This window comes from uncultured Roseobacter sp. (genome assembly GCF_947501835.1).
Classification (GTDB): Bacteria; Pseudomonadota; Alphaproteobacteria; order Rhodobacterales; family Rhodobacteraceae; genus Roseobacter.
In genome coordinates, this window is record NZ_CANMXR010000001.1 from 20044 (window position 1) to 34912 (window position 14869).

Annotated in this window: 17 protein-coding genes and 1 tRNA gene; 16 read left to right on the top strand and 2 right to left on the bottom strand. The window is 55.6% G+C overall.

Going from position 1 to position 14869, the window contains the following annotated elements; all coding sequences use genetic code 11:
- Window positions 1–43 precede the first annotated feature (43 nt).
- The 16 genes from Q1A20_RS00095 (at window position 44) to Q1A20_RS26110 (ending at window position 12903) form a co-directional block, all read left to right on the top strand.
- A complete protein-coding gene (locus Q1A20_RS00095; RefSeq protein WP_299405070.1) occupies window positions 44–970 on the top strand; it encodes a methylenetetrahydrofolate reductase in 927 nt (308 codons plus the stop codon).
- Window positions 971–985: 15 nt separating this feature from the next.
- Window positions 986–2068: a methyltetrahydrofolate cobalamin methyltransferase gene (locus tag Q1A20_RS00100; RefSeq protein ID WP_299405067.1), complete on the top strand. Its 1083-nt coding sequence runs from the start codon at window positions 986–988 to the stop codon at window positions 2066–2068.
- 233 nt (window positions 2069–2301) lie between these two features.
- Window positions 2302–2577 carry an STAS domain-containing protein gene (locus Q1A20_RS00105; RefSeq protein WP_298975171.1) on the top strand — a complete coding sequence of 92 codons (276 nt, stop codon included), beginning with the start codon at window positions 2302–2304 and terminating at the stop codon, window positions 2575–2577.
- Window positions 2574–2939 carry a response regulator gene (locus Q1A20_RS00110; protein ID WP_298912239.1) on the top strand — a complete coding sequence of 122 codons (366 nt, stop codon included), beginning with the start codon at window positions 2574–2576 and terminating at the stop codon, window positions 2937–2939. Before Q1A20_RS00105 ends, Q1A20_RS00110 begins: the two co-directional genes overlap by 4 nt.
- 9 nt (window positions 2940–2948) lie before the next feature.
- Window positions 2949–5219, top strand: coding sequence for a chemotaxis protein CheA (locus Q1A20_RS00115; protein WP_299915508.1), 2271 nt, complete (start codon window positions 2949–2951; stop codon window positions 5217–5219).
- Entirely contained in the window at window positions 5216–5674 is a 459-nt protein-coding gene (locus Q1A20_RS00120) for a chemotaxis protein CheW (RefSeq protein ID WP_299405060.1), read from the top strand. The genes Q1A20_RS00115 and Q1A20_RS00120 overlap by 4 nt, the downstream gene beginning before the upstream one ends.
- A 26-nt stretch (window positions 5675–5700) precedes the next feature.
- Window positions 5701–6519 (top strand): CheR family methyltransferase, encoded by an 819-nt coding sequence (locus Q1A20_RS00125; RefSeq protein WP_299405058.1) that lies wholly within the window; start codon window positions 5701–5703, stop codon window positions 6517–6519.
- 36 nt (window positions 6520–6555) lie between these two features.
- Window positions 6556–6942, top strand: a complete 387-nt coding sequence (locus Q1A20_RS00130) for a response regulator (RefSeq protein ID WP_299405055.1) — start codon at window positions 6556–6558, stop codon at window positions 6940–6942.
- A 3-nt stretch (window positions 6943–6945) separates the two neighbouring features.
- Entirely contained in the window at window positions 6946–7317 is a 372-nt protein-coding gene (locus Q1A20_RS00135; RefSeq protein ID WP_299405053.1) for a hypothetical protein, read from the top strand.
- Window positions 7318–7806: 489 nt separating this feature from the next.
- Complete coding sequence (locus tag Q1A20_RS26105; RefSeq protein ID WP_367180859.1) at window positions 7807–8301, top strand: OmpA family protein; 495 nt, start codon at window positions 7807–7809, stop codon at window positions 8299–8301.
- A 77-nt stretch (window positions 8302–8378) separates the two neighbouring features.
- Window positions 8379–8987, top strand: coding sequence for a hypothetical protein (locus tag Q1A20_RS00140; protein WP_299915510.1), 609 nt, complete (start codon window positions 8379–8381; stop codon window positions 8985–8987).
- A 106-nt stretch (window positions 8988–9093) separates the two neighbouring features.
- The gene (locus Q1A20_RS00145; protein WP_299405045.1) at window positions 9094–10782 is read left to right on the top strand and encodes an ABC transporter substrate-binding protein; all 1689 of its coding nucleotides are present in this window, start codon (window positions 9094–9096) and stop codon (window positions 10780–10782) included.
- Window positions 10783–10794: 12 nt separating this feature from the next.
- Entirely contained in the window at window positions 10795–11562 is a 768-nt protein-coding gene (locus tag Q1A20_RS00150) for a VWA domain-containing protein (RefSeq protein ID WP_299915511.1), read from the top strand.
- Window positions 11563–11564: 2 nt separating this feature from the next.
- Window positions 11565–12179 (top strand): hypothetical protein, encoded by a 615-nt coding sequence (locus Q1A20_RS00155; RefSeq protein ID WP_299915512.1) that lies wholly within the window; start codon window positions 11565–11567, stop codon window positions 12177–12179.
- A 185-nt stretch (window positions 12180–12364) separates the two neighbouring features.
- A tRNA-Ser gene (locus tag Q1A20_RS00160) sits at window positions 12365–12454 on the top strand.
- A 272-nt stretch (window positions 12455–12726) separates the two neighbouring features.
- Window positions 12727–12903, top strand: a complete 177-nt coding sequence (locus tag Q1A20_RS26110) for a hypothetical protein (protein WP_367180860.1) — start codon at window positions 12727–12729, stop codon at window positions 12901–12903.
- Between the two features lie 267 nt (window positions 12904–13170).
- Here Q1A20_RS26110 and Q1A20_RS00165 read toward each other — a convergent pair whose 3' ends face one another.
- Together Q1A20_RS00165 and cheB are read right to left on the bottom strand one after the other, a co-directional pair.
- Complete coding sequence (locus Q1A20_RS00165) at window positions 13171–13689, bottom strand: chemotaxis protein CheD (protein WP_299915513.1); 519 nt, start codon at window positions 13687–13689, stop codon at window positions 13171–13173.
- Window positions 13689–14834: a chemotaxis-specific protein-glutamate methyltransferase CheB gene (gene cheB, locus Q1A20_RS00170; RefSeq protein ID WP_299405035.1), complete on the bottom strand. Its 1146-nt coding sequence runs from the start codon at window positions 14832–14834 to the stop codon at window positions 13689–13691. The genes Q1A20_RS00165 and cheB overlap by 1 nt, the downstream gene beginning before the upstream one ends.
- Window positions 14835–14869 lie beyond the last annotated feature (35 nt).

Consider the following 14869-nt stretch of genomic DNA (forward strand, 5'->3'; position numbering starts at 1 on the left):
GACCGGACTTTTCGACACCCTTCTTTCCCGAAAGGAACGCCTGATGGCCTTGTTGAACTTCAAAAAGAAAGAAACACCCGGCACGACACCATCGAACCCTCAGGTTGAGGCGTTCCTGCAGGATTATTCCATCGAGGTGATGCCGCGCACCGCGGAAAAGGTGGAAAACTTCCGCGATCTGCTGCCGGAGGGCACGCGCGTTTACATCGCGCATATCGAAGGCACCCCGATTGAGGAGATGGTCGCCACGGCCAAACGTCTGCACGCAGACGGCTTTCCGGTGATGCCGCATTTCCCGGCGCGGATCATCAGGGACAAAGCCACGCTCGCGGACTGGATCGGGCGGTATCAGGGGGAAGCAGACGTGAAACAGGCGCTGCTGCTGGCGGGCGGTGTTGCCACCCCCCAGGGCGATTTCGACAGTTCCATGCAGTTGATGGAAACCGGGCTTTTTGACGAAGCAGGCTTTGAGCGTTTGCACGTTGCGGGCCACCCTGAGGGCAACCGCGACATCGATGCGGATGGATCGATGACCAATGTGACCGCCGCGCTAAAGTGGAAAAACGACTTCCAGAGCCGCACCGACGCCAAGATGGCGCTGGCCACGCAGTTCGCCTTTGACGCCAAACCGATCATCAAATGGGCGGACGATCTGGCAGCCGATGGCATTACCCTGCCCGTGCACATCGGTATTGCGGGCCCCGCCAAACTACAGACGCTGATCAAATTCGCCATTGCTTGCGGCGTTGGCCCCTCTCTGAAAGTGCTGCAAAAACGCGCGATGGACGTCACCAAGCTGCTGCTGCCCTATGAACCCACCGACGTGGTGGCTGAATTGGCGGCGCACAAGGCGGCCAATCCGGACTTCAACATCACCAACGTGCATTTCTTCCCGCTGGGCGGCATCAAGACCAACACCACCTGGGCGATCAACAATGGCGGCGCTGCAGCCGCCCCCGCAAACGCCTGATTTAAGGACAGCTTCATGACAAAGACCATCGTCGAATCCAAAACCAAGACCGCGATCATCGGCTTTGATCAGCCGTTCTGTGTCATTGGTGAACGGATCAATCCAACGGGTCGCAAGAAATTGGCGCTTGAATTGGAAGCAGGCGATTTCAGCACGGTTGAGGCGGATGCCATCGCGCAGGTCGCGGCGGGTGCCACGGTGCTGGACATCAACTCCGGGGCGGTTTTCACCAATAAAATGGCTGAGGACACACGCTACGCGGACAATAACTTTGTCGAGCCGCCGCTGATGAAGGAACTGGTGGAGCGGGTGCAGGCGATTGTCGACGTCCCGCTGTGCATTGACAGCTCGGTACCCGGCGCGCTGGAATCCGGTCTGGCCGCCGCCGAGGGCCGCCCGCTGCTAAATTCGGTTACGGGGGAAGAGGAACGGCTGGAAATCGTATTGCCGCTGGTGAAAAAGTACAACGTACCGGTGGTGGCCATCTCCAACGATGACACCGGGATTTCCGAAGACCCGGATGTGCGTTTTGCCGTGGCCAAGAAGATCGTAGAGCGCGCCGCTGATTTTGGCATTCCCGCCCATGATATCGTGGTCGATCCTCTGGTGATGCCGATTGGCGCGATGGCGACGGCGGGGCATCAGGTGTTTACACTTGTGCGCCGGCTGCGTGAGGAACTGGGCGTCAACACCACCTGCGGCGCGTCCAACATCTCCTTCGGGCTGCCCAACCGCCACGGCATCAACAACGCCTTCCTGCCGATGGCCATGGGGGCCGGTATGACGTCGGCGATCATGAACCCGGTCGCCCTGCCCGTTTCCGCCGCAAAGATCGAAGCGAAGAAGCTGGAACTTGCGGCGTCCGGCGTGGTGTTTCCCGAAGATATGGACCTTGAGCTCTTCTGCCAACTGACCGGTTTGGGATCGACCAAACCACGGCCCGGTAAGGAGATGGAGGCGATTCGAGCCGCGAATTTTCTGACCAACAATGATCCGCATGGCGGGGCCTGGATCGAATTCAACAAGGAAGCCCCAAAACCCGGTCAGGAAGGCCGTGGTCGCGCGGGCCGCAGTGGCGGACGGCGCCGCCGCGCCTGACCGCTGAAATACCTGAGAAAAAGAAAACCCCGGTGTGATTACGCCGGGGTTTTCTCTTATGAAGAGGCGTGAATTTGACCCCGGGGAGATCGACGCCCTTTTGGACCAAAAAGTTTTTTTCCAAGTAACCCGGTCTTAACGGACTGCCCCCTACAACCGCTCTCATCCAACCAGGAAGCCGATGTGGAGAGAGCGATGCACCTGCAAAGATCTTTGAACCTGCGAGCAGTGCAATGAGTGATCCAATCGCGCTCCCCGCCCGCCTCGATCTATCGGCCGCATCGTCTTTGATGACGACTTTAAAAGACCAAGATGAAGGTGACCTCGTCATGGATCTGTCGGAGGTCAGTCACCTCGGCGCTCTGTGTTTGCAGGTCATGATTTCCGCCGCAACAAGCGCCATTGCCGCCGGGCGGTCTGTTTCGGTGCTGAACGCGTCTGAGCGTGTGACGGATCAATTGCGTGTCATGGGCATGACACCGGAAGCCATTTCAAGGGGACGCATATGACACTGGAAATATTAGCCGTGGATGATAGCCGCACGATGCGGGATATGATCCGACTTGCCCTGCTGCCTGCGGGGTTCAATGTTCACACTGCTGATGATGGTGTGCACGGCATCGAGGTTCTGGATGGCATTGAACCGGACGCAATCATCACCGACATCAATATGCCGCGCATGGATGGTTTTGGGTTTATCGATGCTGTCCGTGGGCAGGACAAGCACCGTGCAACACCGATCCTGGTGCTGACAACTGAAGCCGCGCCGGAATTGAAAGCGCGCGCAAGGAGCGCGGGCGCGACGGGTTGGATCGTCAAACCTTTTGATCCCTCCAAGCTGATCAAAGCTTTGCAGATGGTCGCTGGGTAAGAGGTTTCGATGTCTGATAGCAATGACCCAATGGCAGAGATCCGAGCATCCTTTTTCATAGAATGCGAGGAACTCTTGGAGGCGCTGCAGGATGGCCTGCAATCGCTTGATGATGGGGATGAAGACCCCGAGACGATCAACGTGGTATTCCGCGCGGTACACTCGATCAAAGGGGGGGCTGGCGCTTTTGGTCTGGAAGCATTGGTACGTTTTGCGCACCGTTTCGAAACGGTTCTGGATGAAGTGCGCGCCGGGCGCATGTCGCCGGATGCTGACGCGCTCAAGATCTTTTTCCAATGCGCGGATCACCTATCAGATTTGGTGCGCATCAGTAGAGAAGACGAGGCGCTGCCCGACGAGGAAACGGCCAAACTGCTATCCCTGCTGAGCGGCCTGCTTGGTGACGCCGGTGCGGAAGAAGAGGAAGAGGCGGAGGAAGAGGACATCGACTTTCAACCCGCGACCCTGTCGCTGGATTTGGATTTCGGAGGCGATGAAGGCGATGGTGATTTACCGCTCCTACCCCCGCTTGATGACCTGCCTGCACCAAGTACAACCGTTTACCGCATCCACTTCCGTCCGGATAACGAACTGTTTGAGACGGGAAATGAACCTTTTCATATGCTCCGGTCACTCGATGAGATGGGCGAATGCACTGTAACCTGCCATCTGGACAAAGTGCCGGATATGGAGGCTCTCGCGCCCGAGCAATCCTATCTTTCTTGGACAGTCGAATTGCGCTCCGACGTTGAAGAAGCTGAAATCGCTGCAGCTTTTGAGTTCGTCGAGGGCCTTTGTACGCTGGAAATTACAAAGACCGATGCAGCCGACGTGCCAGTTCCTGAAAGCGACGCAAGCGATCAATTGGTACAACCGCTCCCTGAGATCGAGGCGGAATTGCCTGTTGCCGAAGCAGGTCAGCCTCGGAATGCCACTGTGGCCGATGAAGCTCCTGATGCCGGGGCACAGGAAGACCCACCAACAACGACCGATACATCCAAAGTCTCCGAAGCGGCCAAAGCACCAGTAAAGAGCCCAACCGCCTCCAAACCATCTGCGCCCGCCGCCGCAAAGTCTGTGGTCCGTGTGGACCTGGACCGGATCGAGAGGCTGGTCAACTTGGTGGGTGAACTCGTCATCAACCAGGCGATGTTGTCCCAAAGCCTTGAAAGCTCCGGCCTGTCTCCTCACTCCGACGCAATGAACGGCTTAGAAGAATTTCAACGCCTTACACGTGATATCCAAGACAGCGTGATGATGATCCGGGCGCAGCCCGTGAAGTCGTTGTTCCAACGCATGTCACGCATCGTACGCGAAGCATCGGCGGCGGTTGGAAAAGACGTGCGTTTGCACACTGAGGGTGAAGGGACCGAAGTTGACAAAACGGTTATCGAGCGGCTTGCCGATCCACTGACTCATATGATCCGAAACGCTGTCGATCACGGTCTGGAAGGCCCCGAAGATCGCAAAGCAGCAGGAAAACTGGAGCAAGGGCGTGTAAATCTGAGCGCCGCACATCGATCTGGTCGTGTCGTTATAGAAGTTTCTGATGACGGGGGTGGCATCAATCGTCCAAAAGTTCTTCAGATTGCCATTGATAAAGGCCTGGTGCCAGCCGATGCGTCTCTGTCCGACAGCGAGATTGACAACCTCCTGTTTCTGCCGGGTTTCTCTACAGCATCGGTTGTTTCTGACCTTTCCGGGCGGGGCGTCGGGATGGATGTCGTTCGAACCTCCATTCAAGCGTTGGGTGGCAGAATAACCATTGCGTCGACACCTGGCGAGGGGACTACTTTTTCGATTTCCCTGCCGCTCACGCTGGCTGTGTTGGATGGGATGGTCGTTCAGGTTGCAGATCAAACGCTGGTGCTGCCGCTGAATGTTGTTGTCGAAACGCTAACCCTTTCGAACAATGACGTGGAAATGGTTCGCCCTGGTGCGAATGTTGTGCGCGTCCGCAGTGGATTTGTACCCCTGTTCGATTTGGGCCAAGAGCTTGGGTACCGTCCACCCGTGGAAGACTATGAGGGGTCTGTCGTGTTGCTAATAGCGCATGAAGACGACAGCCATGCTGCACTTGTTATCGATAGCATTCAGGACCAAAGGCAGGTCGTCATCAAGGGGCTTGATGACAGTTTTTACCGGGCTCCCGGCATTGCTGCAGCGACCATTCTTGGCGATGGGCAAATCGCGCTCATTCTAGATACATCGGATATCATCTCTAACGCGATCGGCGCGTCTGGAACTGCGGCACAATCACTAATGGGAAAATCGGCATGAGCGAAAAAGAAACACCAGCAACCATCGAGCTTTTGACTTTCCAATTGGCCGACCAGGAGTACTCTCTGGACATAATGTCCGTGCGTGAAATCAGAGGATGGACCCGGACAACCCCACTGCCGCACGCACCCAGTTATATGAAGGGTGTGATCAATCTTCGCGGCACAGTTTTGCCGGTTATGGATCTTTCGGAGCGATTAGGCCTCAAACCTCAAGAGCAAACTGATCGAAACGTTATTATTGTCGTTAATCACAACGACGTGATGACTGGACTGCTTGTGGACGCAGTTTCTGATATTATCGCATTGACGGCTGAGGATCTCCAGCCACCTCCGGAAATGCAACCTGGCTCGACATCGAACGTCGTCAGTTCGCTTACTCTGATTGATGAGAGAATGATTAGAGTCCTGGATCTCAGCGCAATTGTTCTGTCCGTGCAGAGCAACGCCGCCTAATGAGTAGAATTCGATCTGAAATAGGTATGGATACCGAAAGCTTCGACGCTATCGCAAAGCTGGCCTATCAGGAGAGTGGCCTGCAGTTAGCGGTTGAAAAGACTTCGATGATTCAATCTCGGTTGCGCCACCGACTGAAAATTTTGGATCTTGAGAGCTTCTCGCAATACAGCGCCTACGTTTGCTCGGAGAAAGGTCTTGCTGAGCGCCGACACATGATTTCAGCGCTCACCACAAACGTATCTCATTTTTTTCGAGAAAAGCACCACTTCGACCTTCTTGCAAAACAAGCACGTACCACACTGCTTCCAAAACTGCGATCTGGGGGGGCTGTTAGAATTTGGTCTGCTGGGTGTTCCAATGGTCAGGAGGCTCTTTCCATTGCAATAACACTGCTGGAGATCGCCCCCGACATTGGCAACATGAATCTAAAGATACTGGGAACGGACATCGACTCCAATGTAATCGACTTCGCCAAAACCGCCCGCTATCCGGAGCGCTTAACCTCCGGCATCCCGCCAGATTTGGTCTCAAAGTACTTCGGCGCTATCGATACAGAAAGTGAGCGCGTTTATCTCGCCAAGAATACCGTTCGGTCGCTTGTGTCTTTCAAAGAACTTAACTTGTTGTCTGAATGGCCTATGCGCCAACGGATGGACATCATCTTTTGTCGAAACGTTGTTATTTACTTCGATCAAGAGACCCAGAACCGACTTTGGCCTCGTTTTCATCGTGCAATGACGCCAGGAGGGATTTTGTTTCTCGGTCATTCTGAAAGAATAGCAGATCCCGAAAACGTGGGGTTTTTTACTGATGGTCCAACGACATATAGACCAACCCGCTGACCAGCATGACCCCCAAACCAACTAAAGGAACATCAAATGTCTCTGCGTGACCAACTACGCATTATGGTTGTGGATGACATGTCCACCAGCCGTGGCCTGATAACCCAAGCACTCGATGCGTTTGGCATTAGAAACGTGTCGACTGCTGAAAATGGTTTGGATGCGCTCAAGGCTTTGGCAGCAAGTCCGGTGCACTTGGTCATATCAGACTATAATATGCCTCAAATGGACGGGCTTCAGCTGTTGCATCAACTTCGAGCGTCTCCAAAAACAAAGGGAGTCGGGTTTATCCTAATCACCGGACGCGCTGAACAACAGATAGTCGATCATGGTAAGAAACTCGGGATGAACAACTATCTGAAAAAGCCCTTTGAACCAGACGGGCTTCGAAATTGCATCGAAGCTGTGGTTGGGCGATTGTAGCCTATGTCGAAGATCAATGAAGCGGATCACGCTAAAATCATTCTAAAGCGTATTGCCGTATATCTGGATGGGCTTGCCGGTGATGTGGCCGACTTGGAAGATACAGTCAGTGACGTCGTCAAAGTGAAGGAAGTCCAAGATGAGCGTGCAATCAAAAATCTTCAGTCTCTAGATTTTTTGCGTCAATCGTTGGAAGACTTGGCTCGTATGGCAGCCGCTTTTGGAGAGTCCAGCAAAAACGAATCGAGTGAAGCATTGATCCAATCAGCTGCGAGTAAGTTAAAACTGAAATCCAGTCGACTCTTGCTGGGCGACACCTCCGGCGCGCCCGTAAAGAGCGGCAAAAACGGTCTCGGCGAGATCGATCTTTTTTGAGGTTATCCCTAGACAACATAGTCCTCCGTGGATCCGAAGTCGATAACTCGCCACTCCGTTCTTTTTTTCCTCATACATCAAAGTCGCATTGTCGAACTGACTAAGAAAGATTGGCTTCAAAATCCGATCCAAATCTGGTCCGAACCTTTTGAGGTGCAGCCACAATGAAAGGTTCAGTAGTAACTTGGGAAAAAGTTCCGCGCACGGCCCGGCTCTAAACCAGCAAATAGGCCATGGACAATCATTGATGCCCGGATCGCAATTGGCGCAGTCAGGCCTAAAACCCGCGTCCACCAGCCACAGCAATTCTGTCAAAACTCACCGATAGCAACGGCGCTAGACAGCTCTGCTTGTCACAGTGACAGGCGCTCGGCTCTAACAGGTCGATGAAACGCGTTGCGAACCTGCCAAGGCAGCCCTAAGTATCCTGTCAGTGAAGCAAAGTTATGACATGGCCCCTTTGTAGATTTGTTCGAGACTGGAATTAAGATGCCAAAAACCGGTGAGAATTCTGATCAAGAAAGATCGCGCGGCACGCACAGACCCCCATTGCCTAGACGTGCATTCGTGGGCGCAGTTTTATCGGCATGCTGCATTGGCACCTTTTCAATACTTGGACTGATCGGCGCACGCGAGGCGCCCGAGACTACATCGTTCACTTTTTCCCGCGGAACCACCTTCGACGTTGGTCAAGAGCAAGCGCTCAGGGAGTATTTGGCTCGTCTCGCCGCAGACGCGCGCATCGCTATTTTATTGTCTGGCCACACCGGAACACGCGGAGATCAGCAAGCAAACATTGCGCTGTCCAGATCGCGCGCGCAGGTGGTCGCATTGATTGCGCAGGATCTAGGGATTTCACGGGACCGCATCAGGATCGCCGCGACCGGAAATGCACAGCCGCTCCCGCGTCCAGCGGGCCTGTCAGACAGAGAATATCAGTCAATGCTGGCGCGCGTTACGGTTTCTACACAGGTCGTTCGATGAAAGGCGACCTAGGCCCAAACGACCAACAGCCGATTTTACCACTCGCAATTTGCTGTTTCGCCGCCATTGGCATTACGGTGGCCGTTCTGGAGTTCGTCGAGATCCCGGTCTTTTTCGTAAATTCGACTGCGGTGATCGGTGCAGCTTGCGCCCTTGTCTTTGCAATTGGTTTTACCATGATGTTGCCCGACAGACTTCTTTACTCGGACGCTCAACTGATCAAGTTTCACTTCGGTTTGCGCCACGGTATTAGTGATGATCGGGCCAATGCAGCTCTTTCGATGATTCAACGCGCCCACTCCAAAGCATCCATGCTGCGACGGGCTGGCAAATCCGTGCGGGCTGATCTGCGAGCTGATCTGGCAAAAGCTGCTGACCAGTTGGACGGGATTGCCGGTCAATTGATGGATGATCCGCAAGCGATCCGCCACGTGCAGCCCCTCGTCATCAGAAGCGACCTGCTTGTTGAGGCCGCGACGGCTCATGCTGAACTGCGCAAAGCGGCCTCCGAAACGGTGGTTAACGAAAGTAGGCAGAAAATCCGTGCCGGGCTTGCCGCTTTTCAGGAAGGGGTCGACACTCTTGAGGCCTCCACTGCCGCACAATTGATGCACAGGGTTGGGGCATCGACCAGCACAGCAGAGCTTTTGTTGGGAGATGGTAAGGGCAACGCGGATAAAATATGACTATGGTGGAATCTCAAACGTCACAAAAATCGCAGCACCTTCCACATCACCGCCGCATTCGAACTCTAAATGCGATACAAAATTTTAACAGGAGCTACCCACGGCCATGATCCGTTCAATCGTTCGCACGTTTACTGCACTTTGCTTGGTCATGCTGGCCAGCGCCTTCACACCAGTTCCGGGGCATGCAGCACCGGGTGATTTGCTGACAGAGACGGTTACGGCCCCAGTGCGCGACTGCGCGCCGGGATGGAACACGAATATGCCGCTGATCGCCTGGGGTGCGGATGGCATCGTTGCGCACGCGAATGGCAATAGCCTCAGCCCGAACGATGGGGCACTCAGCGCGGCAAACCTGCCACTTGAACTGACAGTTCGCGATGATTTCGCGGGCCAGGTGAATGACTACGTGTCCTGCGCGTCGCCGTTTCTGCGCGGCACCTTGGGCATGCTGGTGTCCGCCGCCCCGGTAACGGAAGCCGATGCGCGCACCGAGCAGGTGATCTTCTTCAAACACTCCTTTTCCGCTGGCGATGGCATCGTGGCGTCGGAAGAAATTTCACGTGCCGCTGATCTGGCGGGCAAACGTGTGGCCATACAGGCCAATGGTCCGCATGTCGACTTTGTCGGTCGCGTGCTGCAGGACGCTGGCCTGTCCTTTGACGACATCGAAATCGTCTGGACCCAGGCGCTGACCGGCGATGGCGACACACCTGCGAATGCCTTGGCGAACGGTCAGGCCGATGCGGCGGCCGTTATTTTGCCCGATGCGCGATTTCTGACCTCGGGTGGTGCTGTTGGAACGGGTGCCGAAGGGTCGGTACGCGGTGCTAAAATTCTGATCTCAACGCAGGAGGCCGCCTCCGTCATTGGTGATTATATCGCCGTGCGCGCGGATTATTTTGACGCGCACCGAGATGACATCGCAAGGCTGGTGAACATCCTCTTCAATGCAGAAGAAGACATGCGCAGCTTCATGGCGCGCGACGGTGACCGTGATCGAACCGCGATGGCTCAGTTGATGGCAGATGCGTTTCTGGGTGGCCTGCCACAGGAGGAAGGTGTGTTTTTGTGGCAAGATGCAATTACCGATGGCTGGTCGGGTAATGCAAAGCATTTTGCCGACCCAAAGGAACCCCGCCGGTTTTCGGTTCTTCTGGATGAGGTCAATCTGGCTCTGAAGGGCGCGGGCCGCGTGCAACGCGCCTACAACCTGGAAATTGCAGAATGGGATTTCGCGTCTTTGACGGAAGGTCTTGATGATCTAACCGAACGTCAGATAGCCGCCTTTGACCCCGAAGCAGCAGCCGCCGCCGTGACGCGGTTGCGCAGAACTGGTCAGCTGGAGGCGAATACGAAGATCGATTTCAGCGTATTCTTCGAGCCGGATTCGACCTCGTTTCCGGTCAACCTCTATGCGGATGACTTTGCGGAAATTCTCCGGCTCGCTTCAACCTATTCCGGTGCGATCATCACGGTAGAAGGGCATTCAGACCCCCTGCACTATCTGCGGCGCGAAAAGGATGGAGCTGCGGCCTCAGAATTGCGCGCCATCAGATCGTCCACCCAGAACCTGTCGCTCGACCGCGCGATAAAGGTTGTCGATGCGCTTGAATCCTATGCCGAAAGTGAAGGCGTTCGCATCAATCGCAATCAATTCACCGTCGATGGTGTGGGTATTTCCGCGCCAGCCTTTAACCCGCCCACGACGCAGGAAGAGTGGCGACAGAATATGCGGGTGATTTTTCGGGTTCTGACAACGCAGGCCGAAGCCACCACATTTGCACCGCTTTAGGGAGGTGCCGTCATGAAAAAGAAGCATGTCGTTGAATTCGCGATTGTGGTGGCTGTCCTGGGCGTATTCTTCGGCAGCGAGTTCCTCGATGGTCTTGGCAACGCGCCTGAAACGGTCGAGCCGCCACAATTGCTGGCTGAATTCGGGGATCCGGATTGGAATGCAATCGCGGTCTGGCCTGCGGTAGCCGAAGAGGTTGAGGTCATTGCGCAGCCGGACCCCAATGTCACTGTAGCGGTTCTTGTGCTCGACGATTCCGGGTCGATGGAAGAGGAAATCAGCCAGGCCAAGGCGGCCCTTGTCGAAGCCGTCGGGTTTTTGTCTGAAACGGATCAGGTTGCCGTCATTGGATTGAACGGAGGCGTCATTCTCCCCACAACGCCGGTCGATGAGGCACGATTGGCCTTGCAAAATGCGCTGCGCCCTGTCGTTGCGCGCGGGGGCACGCCGCTCACAGAGGCCATTGCATCGGCGCGGACAATCTTAGAAAACTCAGCTGCCGCACGGCGATCGTTCGGCAACTACCGGATTATTGTGACGACGGATGGCCGCGCCGATGACGCCCTCGCACTCAGGCAGGCCGTGGTAAAAACCGTGACAGAGACGCCGATCCAAATCTCCACGATCGCCACAAAGTCCCTGCCTGATCACGCCCTGAATGCCGCCGGTTTCACCAGCTTTACCACCATCAGCGGGGTCGACGGGCTTGCCGATGCCTTGCGCAGCGCTGTCGCAGAAGGCACCACATTTGACCCGATCACCGCTTTTGAGGAGCAATAACAATGGGCCGCCGCACAGATTTGAACTGGGATGAATGGACGCCCGGGCTCGATACCGATGAGATGACGCTTCGTGAGGTATTGGCTACGATGCCTGCCGCAGCAGCGGACGATGTCCCTGAAATCATTCAGAAATACGAAAACCCGTCCAGCCCGGACGCCCTGCCCGGTGCTATCACGCTTGCGCGGCATGATTGCATCCACGTCCTGATTGGCCGCGGCCTGCACGTTCAGGACGAAGCATTCGTGATTGGCGCCACGATGGGCGCGGCCTCTGACATCACCGAAGCGCATATCGATACCTTCATTCGCGTATCTACAACTGAATATCCTGAACATTGGCGCTTTCAACAGGAGCATATTCCGAGTTTTCGGCTTGGTGTCGGCTATGCCGTGGACAATCTCAACGCCCGAGATTTACACCTGATTGCCCTCGAAGAAGAGCCTTGGCAAAGCATGACAGTTCGGCAAGCCCGGCGAGAGTTGGGTATCGTTAAGGAAGAATTGCGCGCCTACTTTCGAAAAGCGCAACTACTGGTCCCAGGCACCAAAGCGAGCCAACGCCTGGATACGTCCATGCACCGCGAAGACGTGGCTTTGAGCCGCGATGACACATGAGGTTTGGACTGACATCCACTTGTCGAAAACAACGATGCTTCTGTCCGTTAAGCGCGGCGATCATTCTCTGATCATTGAAACATCGAGCGACCCAGGCGCATCGAATTTGCGCCATCGCAAAAGACATGTTCGAGATCCCGATTTAGCCTTGTAACTCCAAGGGCTGCGCGGCTATACCCGTCGGCGGAGACGTGGCCGAGTGGTCGAAGGCGCTCCCCTGCTAAGGGAGTAGGCCCGGAAGGGTCTCGAGGGTTCGAATCCCTTCGTCTCCGCCACCCACCATTTTCATTCAATCGCGCTCAGTGTGGTTTGACCCCATATAGGTTTGTTTTTGTTGGTTTATCTGCACTCGTTGTTGCTATTGATTTTTTCTCCGATTAGACTCTTTTCTATTCATTTCGTGGTAGAAAACGTGGTACTTTATGGCTGCTCTGAGCGTAAAGCTGACGAGGAATCTGGTGCGAACTCTCGGCCCAGGTCGCCACGGCGACGGCATCGGGTTGTATCTTGTCGTCGACCCGCGCGGCGCTGGATTGTACGTGTCACAGTGAAGGGCCAACATAACCGCGAAGGCAAGCCGTTGCGCACCGACTTTGGCCTAGGCGGTGCAGATGTAGTCACCCTCAACGAAGCGCGAGACCTGGCTTTGGAGTATCGGCGGCTCGCAAAGCAGTGCATCAATCCACGCTACAATGGACGCCAAGAAATCCCCTGCTTCGAATAGATCGCACGACAAGTCCATATCGGGCGCCTGCCAACATGGAAGAACTCCAAGCACGGCCAGCAATAGATCAATACGCCGGCCGAGTACGCCTTCCCAAAGATCGGCCGTCTGCCGGTGTCAGAGATCGGGCAACACTAAGCTAATTCCAACACAACTTCAGAAGAGCAAGGCAGGTTTGGACCTATCCGAAGGCAACTGAACGAACCACCCTGGTCGGGCGCGCGATTTGGTCCGTCATCATGCATCCGAAAATTGCTCCAAATATCGCTAAAACAACTCCAGATCATTGCCGGTATTGGCCGGAGCCCGGATTTGAGAGACTGTTTCGGCTGGGGCATCCCCGCGGATTTTTTGCATCACACGTCCCGTCGCAGGCCAAAACATCAATTGGCGTGCGGTTTCTCCGCCCAGCGAATGCCCTTCGCACTCAATACCTTCTTGCTCCAGGAAATTTAGAATGAACGCGCTGTTTTGTTCGCCAATCTTGCTCAGACCGGAGACCATCTGAGCGCCACCAAAGGCTTTGGCGCGCAACCGGCTTCTCTGCCCCCCCTGCTTTTGTATTTCGTTGATCAAAAGCTCCATCGCATTCAGGCCCGCGAGGTTGCAGGTGTCGGCATCGCTCCCGCTTGTTGTCAGCAACATGTGGTTCATGCCACCCACACCCGCCGCAGGATCCCACAGGCAACATGACACGCAGGATCCCAGCAATGTGGTGATCACCATTTTCGGGTCACTGCCAACAGCCTGTTCTCCCTGAGTGATATGGTGTCGCACATCGGTCATCAGAGCTGAACCCGGCTGGCCATTCTTGCCGAACGCGTTTTCTTTGCCGCAGCTTCTCGGATCGCGGTGCCAATCTGATCCAGGGGCAGTTCGCTTTGAACCGCGCCGATCGATTTAGCCGCGCGCGGCATACCGTAGACGACGCAGGACGCTTCATTCTGGCCAAAGGTGGACGCTCCGGCCTGGGCAAGTTTCAAAAGCCCTTCTGCCCCATCCCGTCCCAGGCCCGTGAGCAAACCGGCGGTCACGCGCTTTGCATCATTGACTGCGGACGAAAAGAGCTTGTCGACGGCCGGGCAATGCAATGCCGGAGGATCATTTGCGATGAAATGACAATACCAATGCCCGGCCCTGCGGTACAACTCAGTGTGTTGCTGATTGCCCGGCGCCAGGACAATTTCACCTCTTTCCAGTGCCTTATGTTCCGATGCTAACCTTACAGTCTGCTGCATTTGCCGGTTGAGACGTTCGGAAAAACTGCGCAGGAAGTTTCCGGGCATATGCTGCACCACAACCACAGGCGGACCTTCCGGGTCCAGCATCGGCAAGACCGTTTCCAGTGCTGCAACGCCGCCTGTCGAAGCCCCAAGCAAAATGATTGAGCCCTCTGCACAGGGGCCCGCCGCGGTTACACGCGGCGCGGGATGGGCTGCATGATTTGGTTGCGCCGCTGCCAGGGCATTCGATTGAATGCGCATCTGCAACTGTGAGGGCCGAGTGCAGGCCGCGTGATAGACCCGCTCACAGATGTCCTGCGTCAGCTCTTCTCCAAAGCTTTTTGAGGGTTTGACCATGCAATCAATTGCCCCGCGCGACAGCGCCTGAATGGCGGCATCGCTGCCTGCAGCGGTCAGGCTGGACATCATCACCACGGGCATCGGGCGCGCACGCATGAGCCGCGCCAGGAACTCCAACCCGCTCATACCCGGCATTTCAATATCGAGGGTCAGAACATCGACGGGCTGGGCTTTGAGGAAATCGCGGGCTGCGATGGCGTCACAGGCCTCCCCCGCAATTTCGAGCCGGGGATCGGCAGATAACACAGCGCGGAGCCAGGCGCGCATCACGCGCGAATCGTCTACGATCAGGACCTGTTTTGTTGGTGGATTGCCTGCAGGCGTGCCATGCAAATAGGGTGATGTCACAATTGCATCCCGTGCGGTTTGGTACCGAACCGATG

What these genes read in the sequence shown, in the direction of transcription:
- Q1A20_RS00155 (WP_299915512.1), top strand. Translation starts at nt 11,565, where the DNA reads ATGGGCCGCCGCACAGATTTGAACTGGGATGAATGGACGCCCGGGCTC.
- Q1A20_RS00150 (WP_299915511.1), top strand. Translation starts at nt 10,795, where the DNA reads ATGAAAAAGAAGCATGTCGTTGAATTCGCGATTGTGGTGGCTGTCCTG.
- Q1A20_RS00110 (WP_298912239.1), top strand. Translation starts at nt 2,574, where the DNA reads ATGACACTGGAAATATTAGCCGTGGATGATAGCCGCACGATGCGGGAT.
- Q1A20_RS00095 (WP_299405070.1), top strand. Translation starts at nt 44, where the DNA reads ATGGCCTTGTTGAACTTCAAAAAGAAAGAAACACCCGGCACGACACCA.
- Q1A20_RS00125 (WP_299405058.1), top strand. Translation starts at nt 5,701, where the DNA reads ATGGATACCGAAAGCTTCGACGCTATCGCAAAGCTGGCCTATCAGGAG.
- Q1A20_RS00130 (WP_299405055.1), top strand. Translation starts at nt 6,556, where the DNA reads ATGTCTCTGCGTGACCAACTACGCATTATGGTTGTGGATGACATGTCC.
- Q1A20_RS26105 (WP_367180859.1), top strand. Translation starts at nt 7,807, where the DNA reads ATGCCAAAAACCGGTGAGAATTCTGATCAAGAAAGATCGCGCGGCACG.
- Q1A20_RS00115 (WP_299915508.1), top strand. Translation starts at nt 2,949, where the DNA reads ATGTCTGATAGCAATGACCCAATGGCAGAGATCCGAGCATCCTTTTTC.
- Q1A20_RS00100 (WP_299405067.1), top strand. Translation starts at nt 986, where the DNA reads ATGACAAAGACCATCGTCGAATCCAAAACCAAGACCGCGATCATCGGC.
- Q1A20_RS00120 (WP_299405060.1), top strand. Translation starts at nt 5,216, where the DNA reads ATGAGCGAAAAAGAAACACCAGCAACCATCGAGCTTTTGACTTTCCAA.
- Q1A20_RS00165 (WP_299915513.1), bottom strand. Translation starts at nt 13,689, where the DNA reads ATGACCGATGTGCGACACCATATCACTCAGGGAGAACAGGCTGTTGGC.
- Q1A20_RS00135 (WP_299405053.1), top strand. Translation starts at nt 6,946, where the DNA reads ATGTCGAAGATCAATGAAGCGGATCACGCTAAAATCATTCTAAAGCGT.
- Q1A20_RS00145 (WP_299405045.1), top strand. Translation starts at nt 9,094, where the DNA reads ATGATCCGTTCAATCGTTCGCACGTTTACTGCACTTTGCTTGGTCATG.
- Q1A20_RS00105 (WP_298975171.1), top strand. Translation starts at nt 2,302, where the DNA reads ATGAGTGATCCAATCGCGCTCCCCGCCCGCCTCGATCTATCGGCCGCA.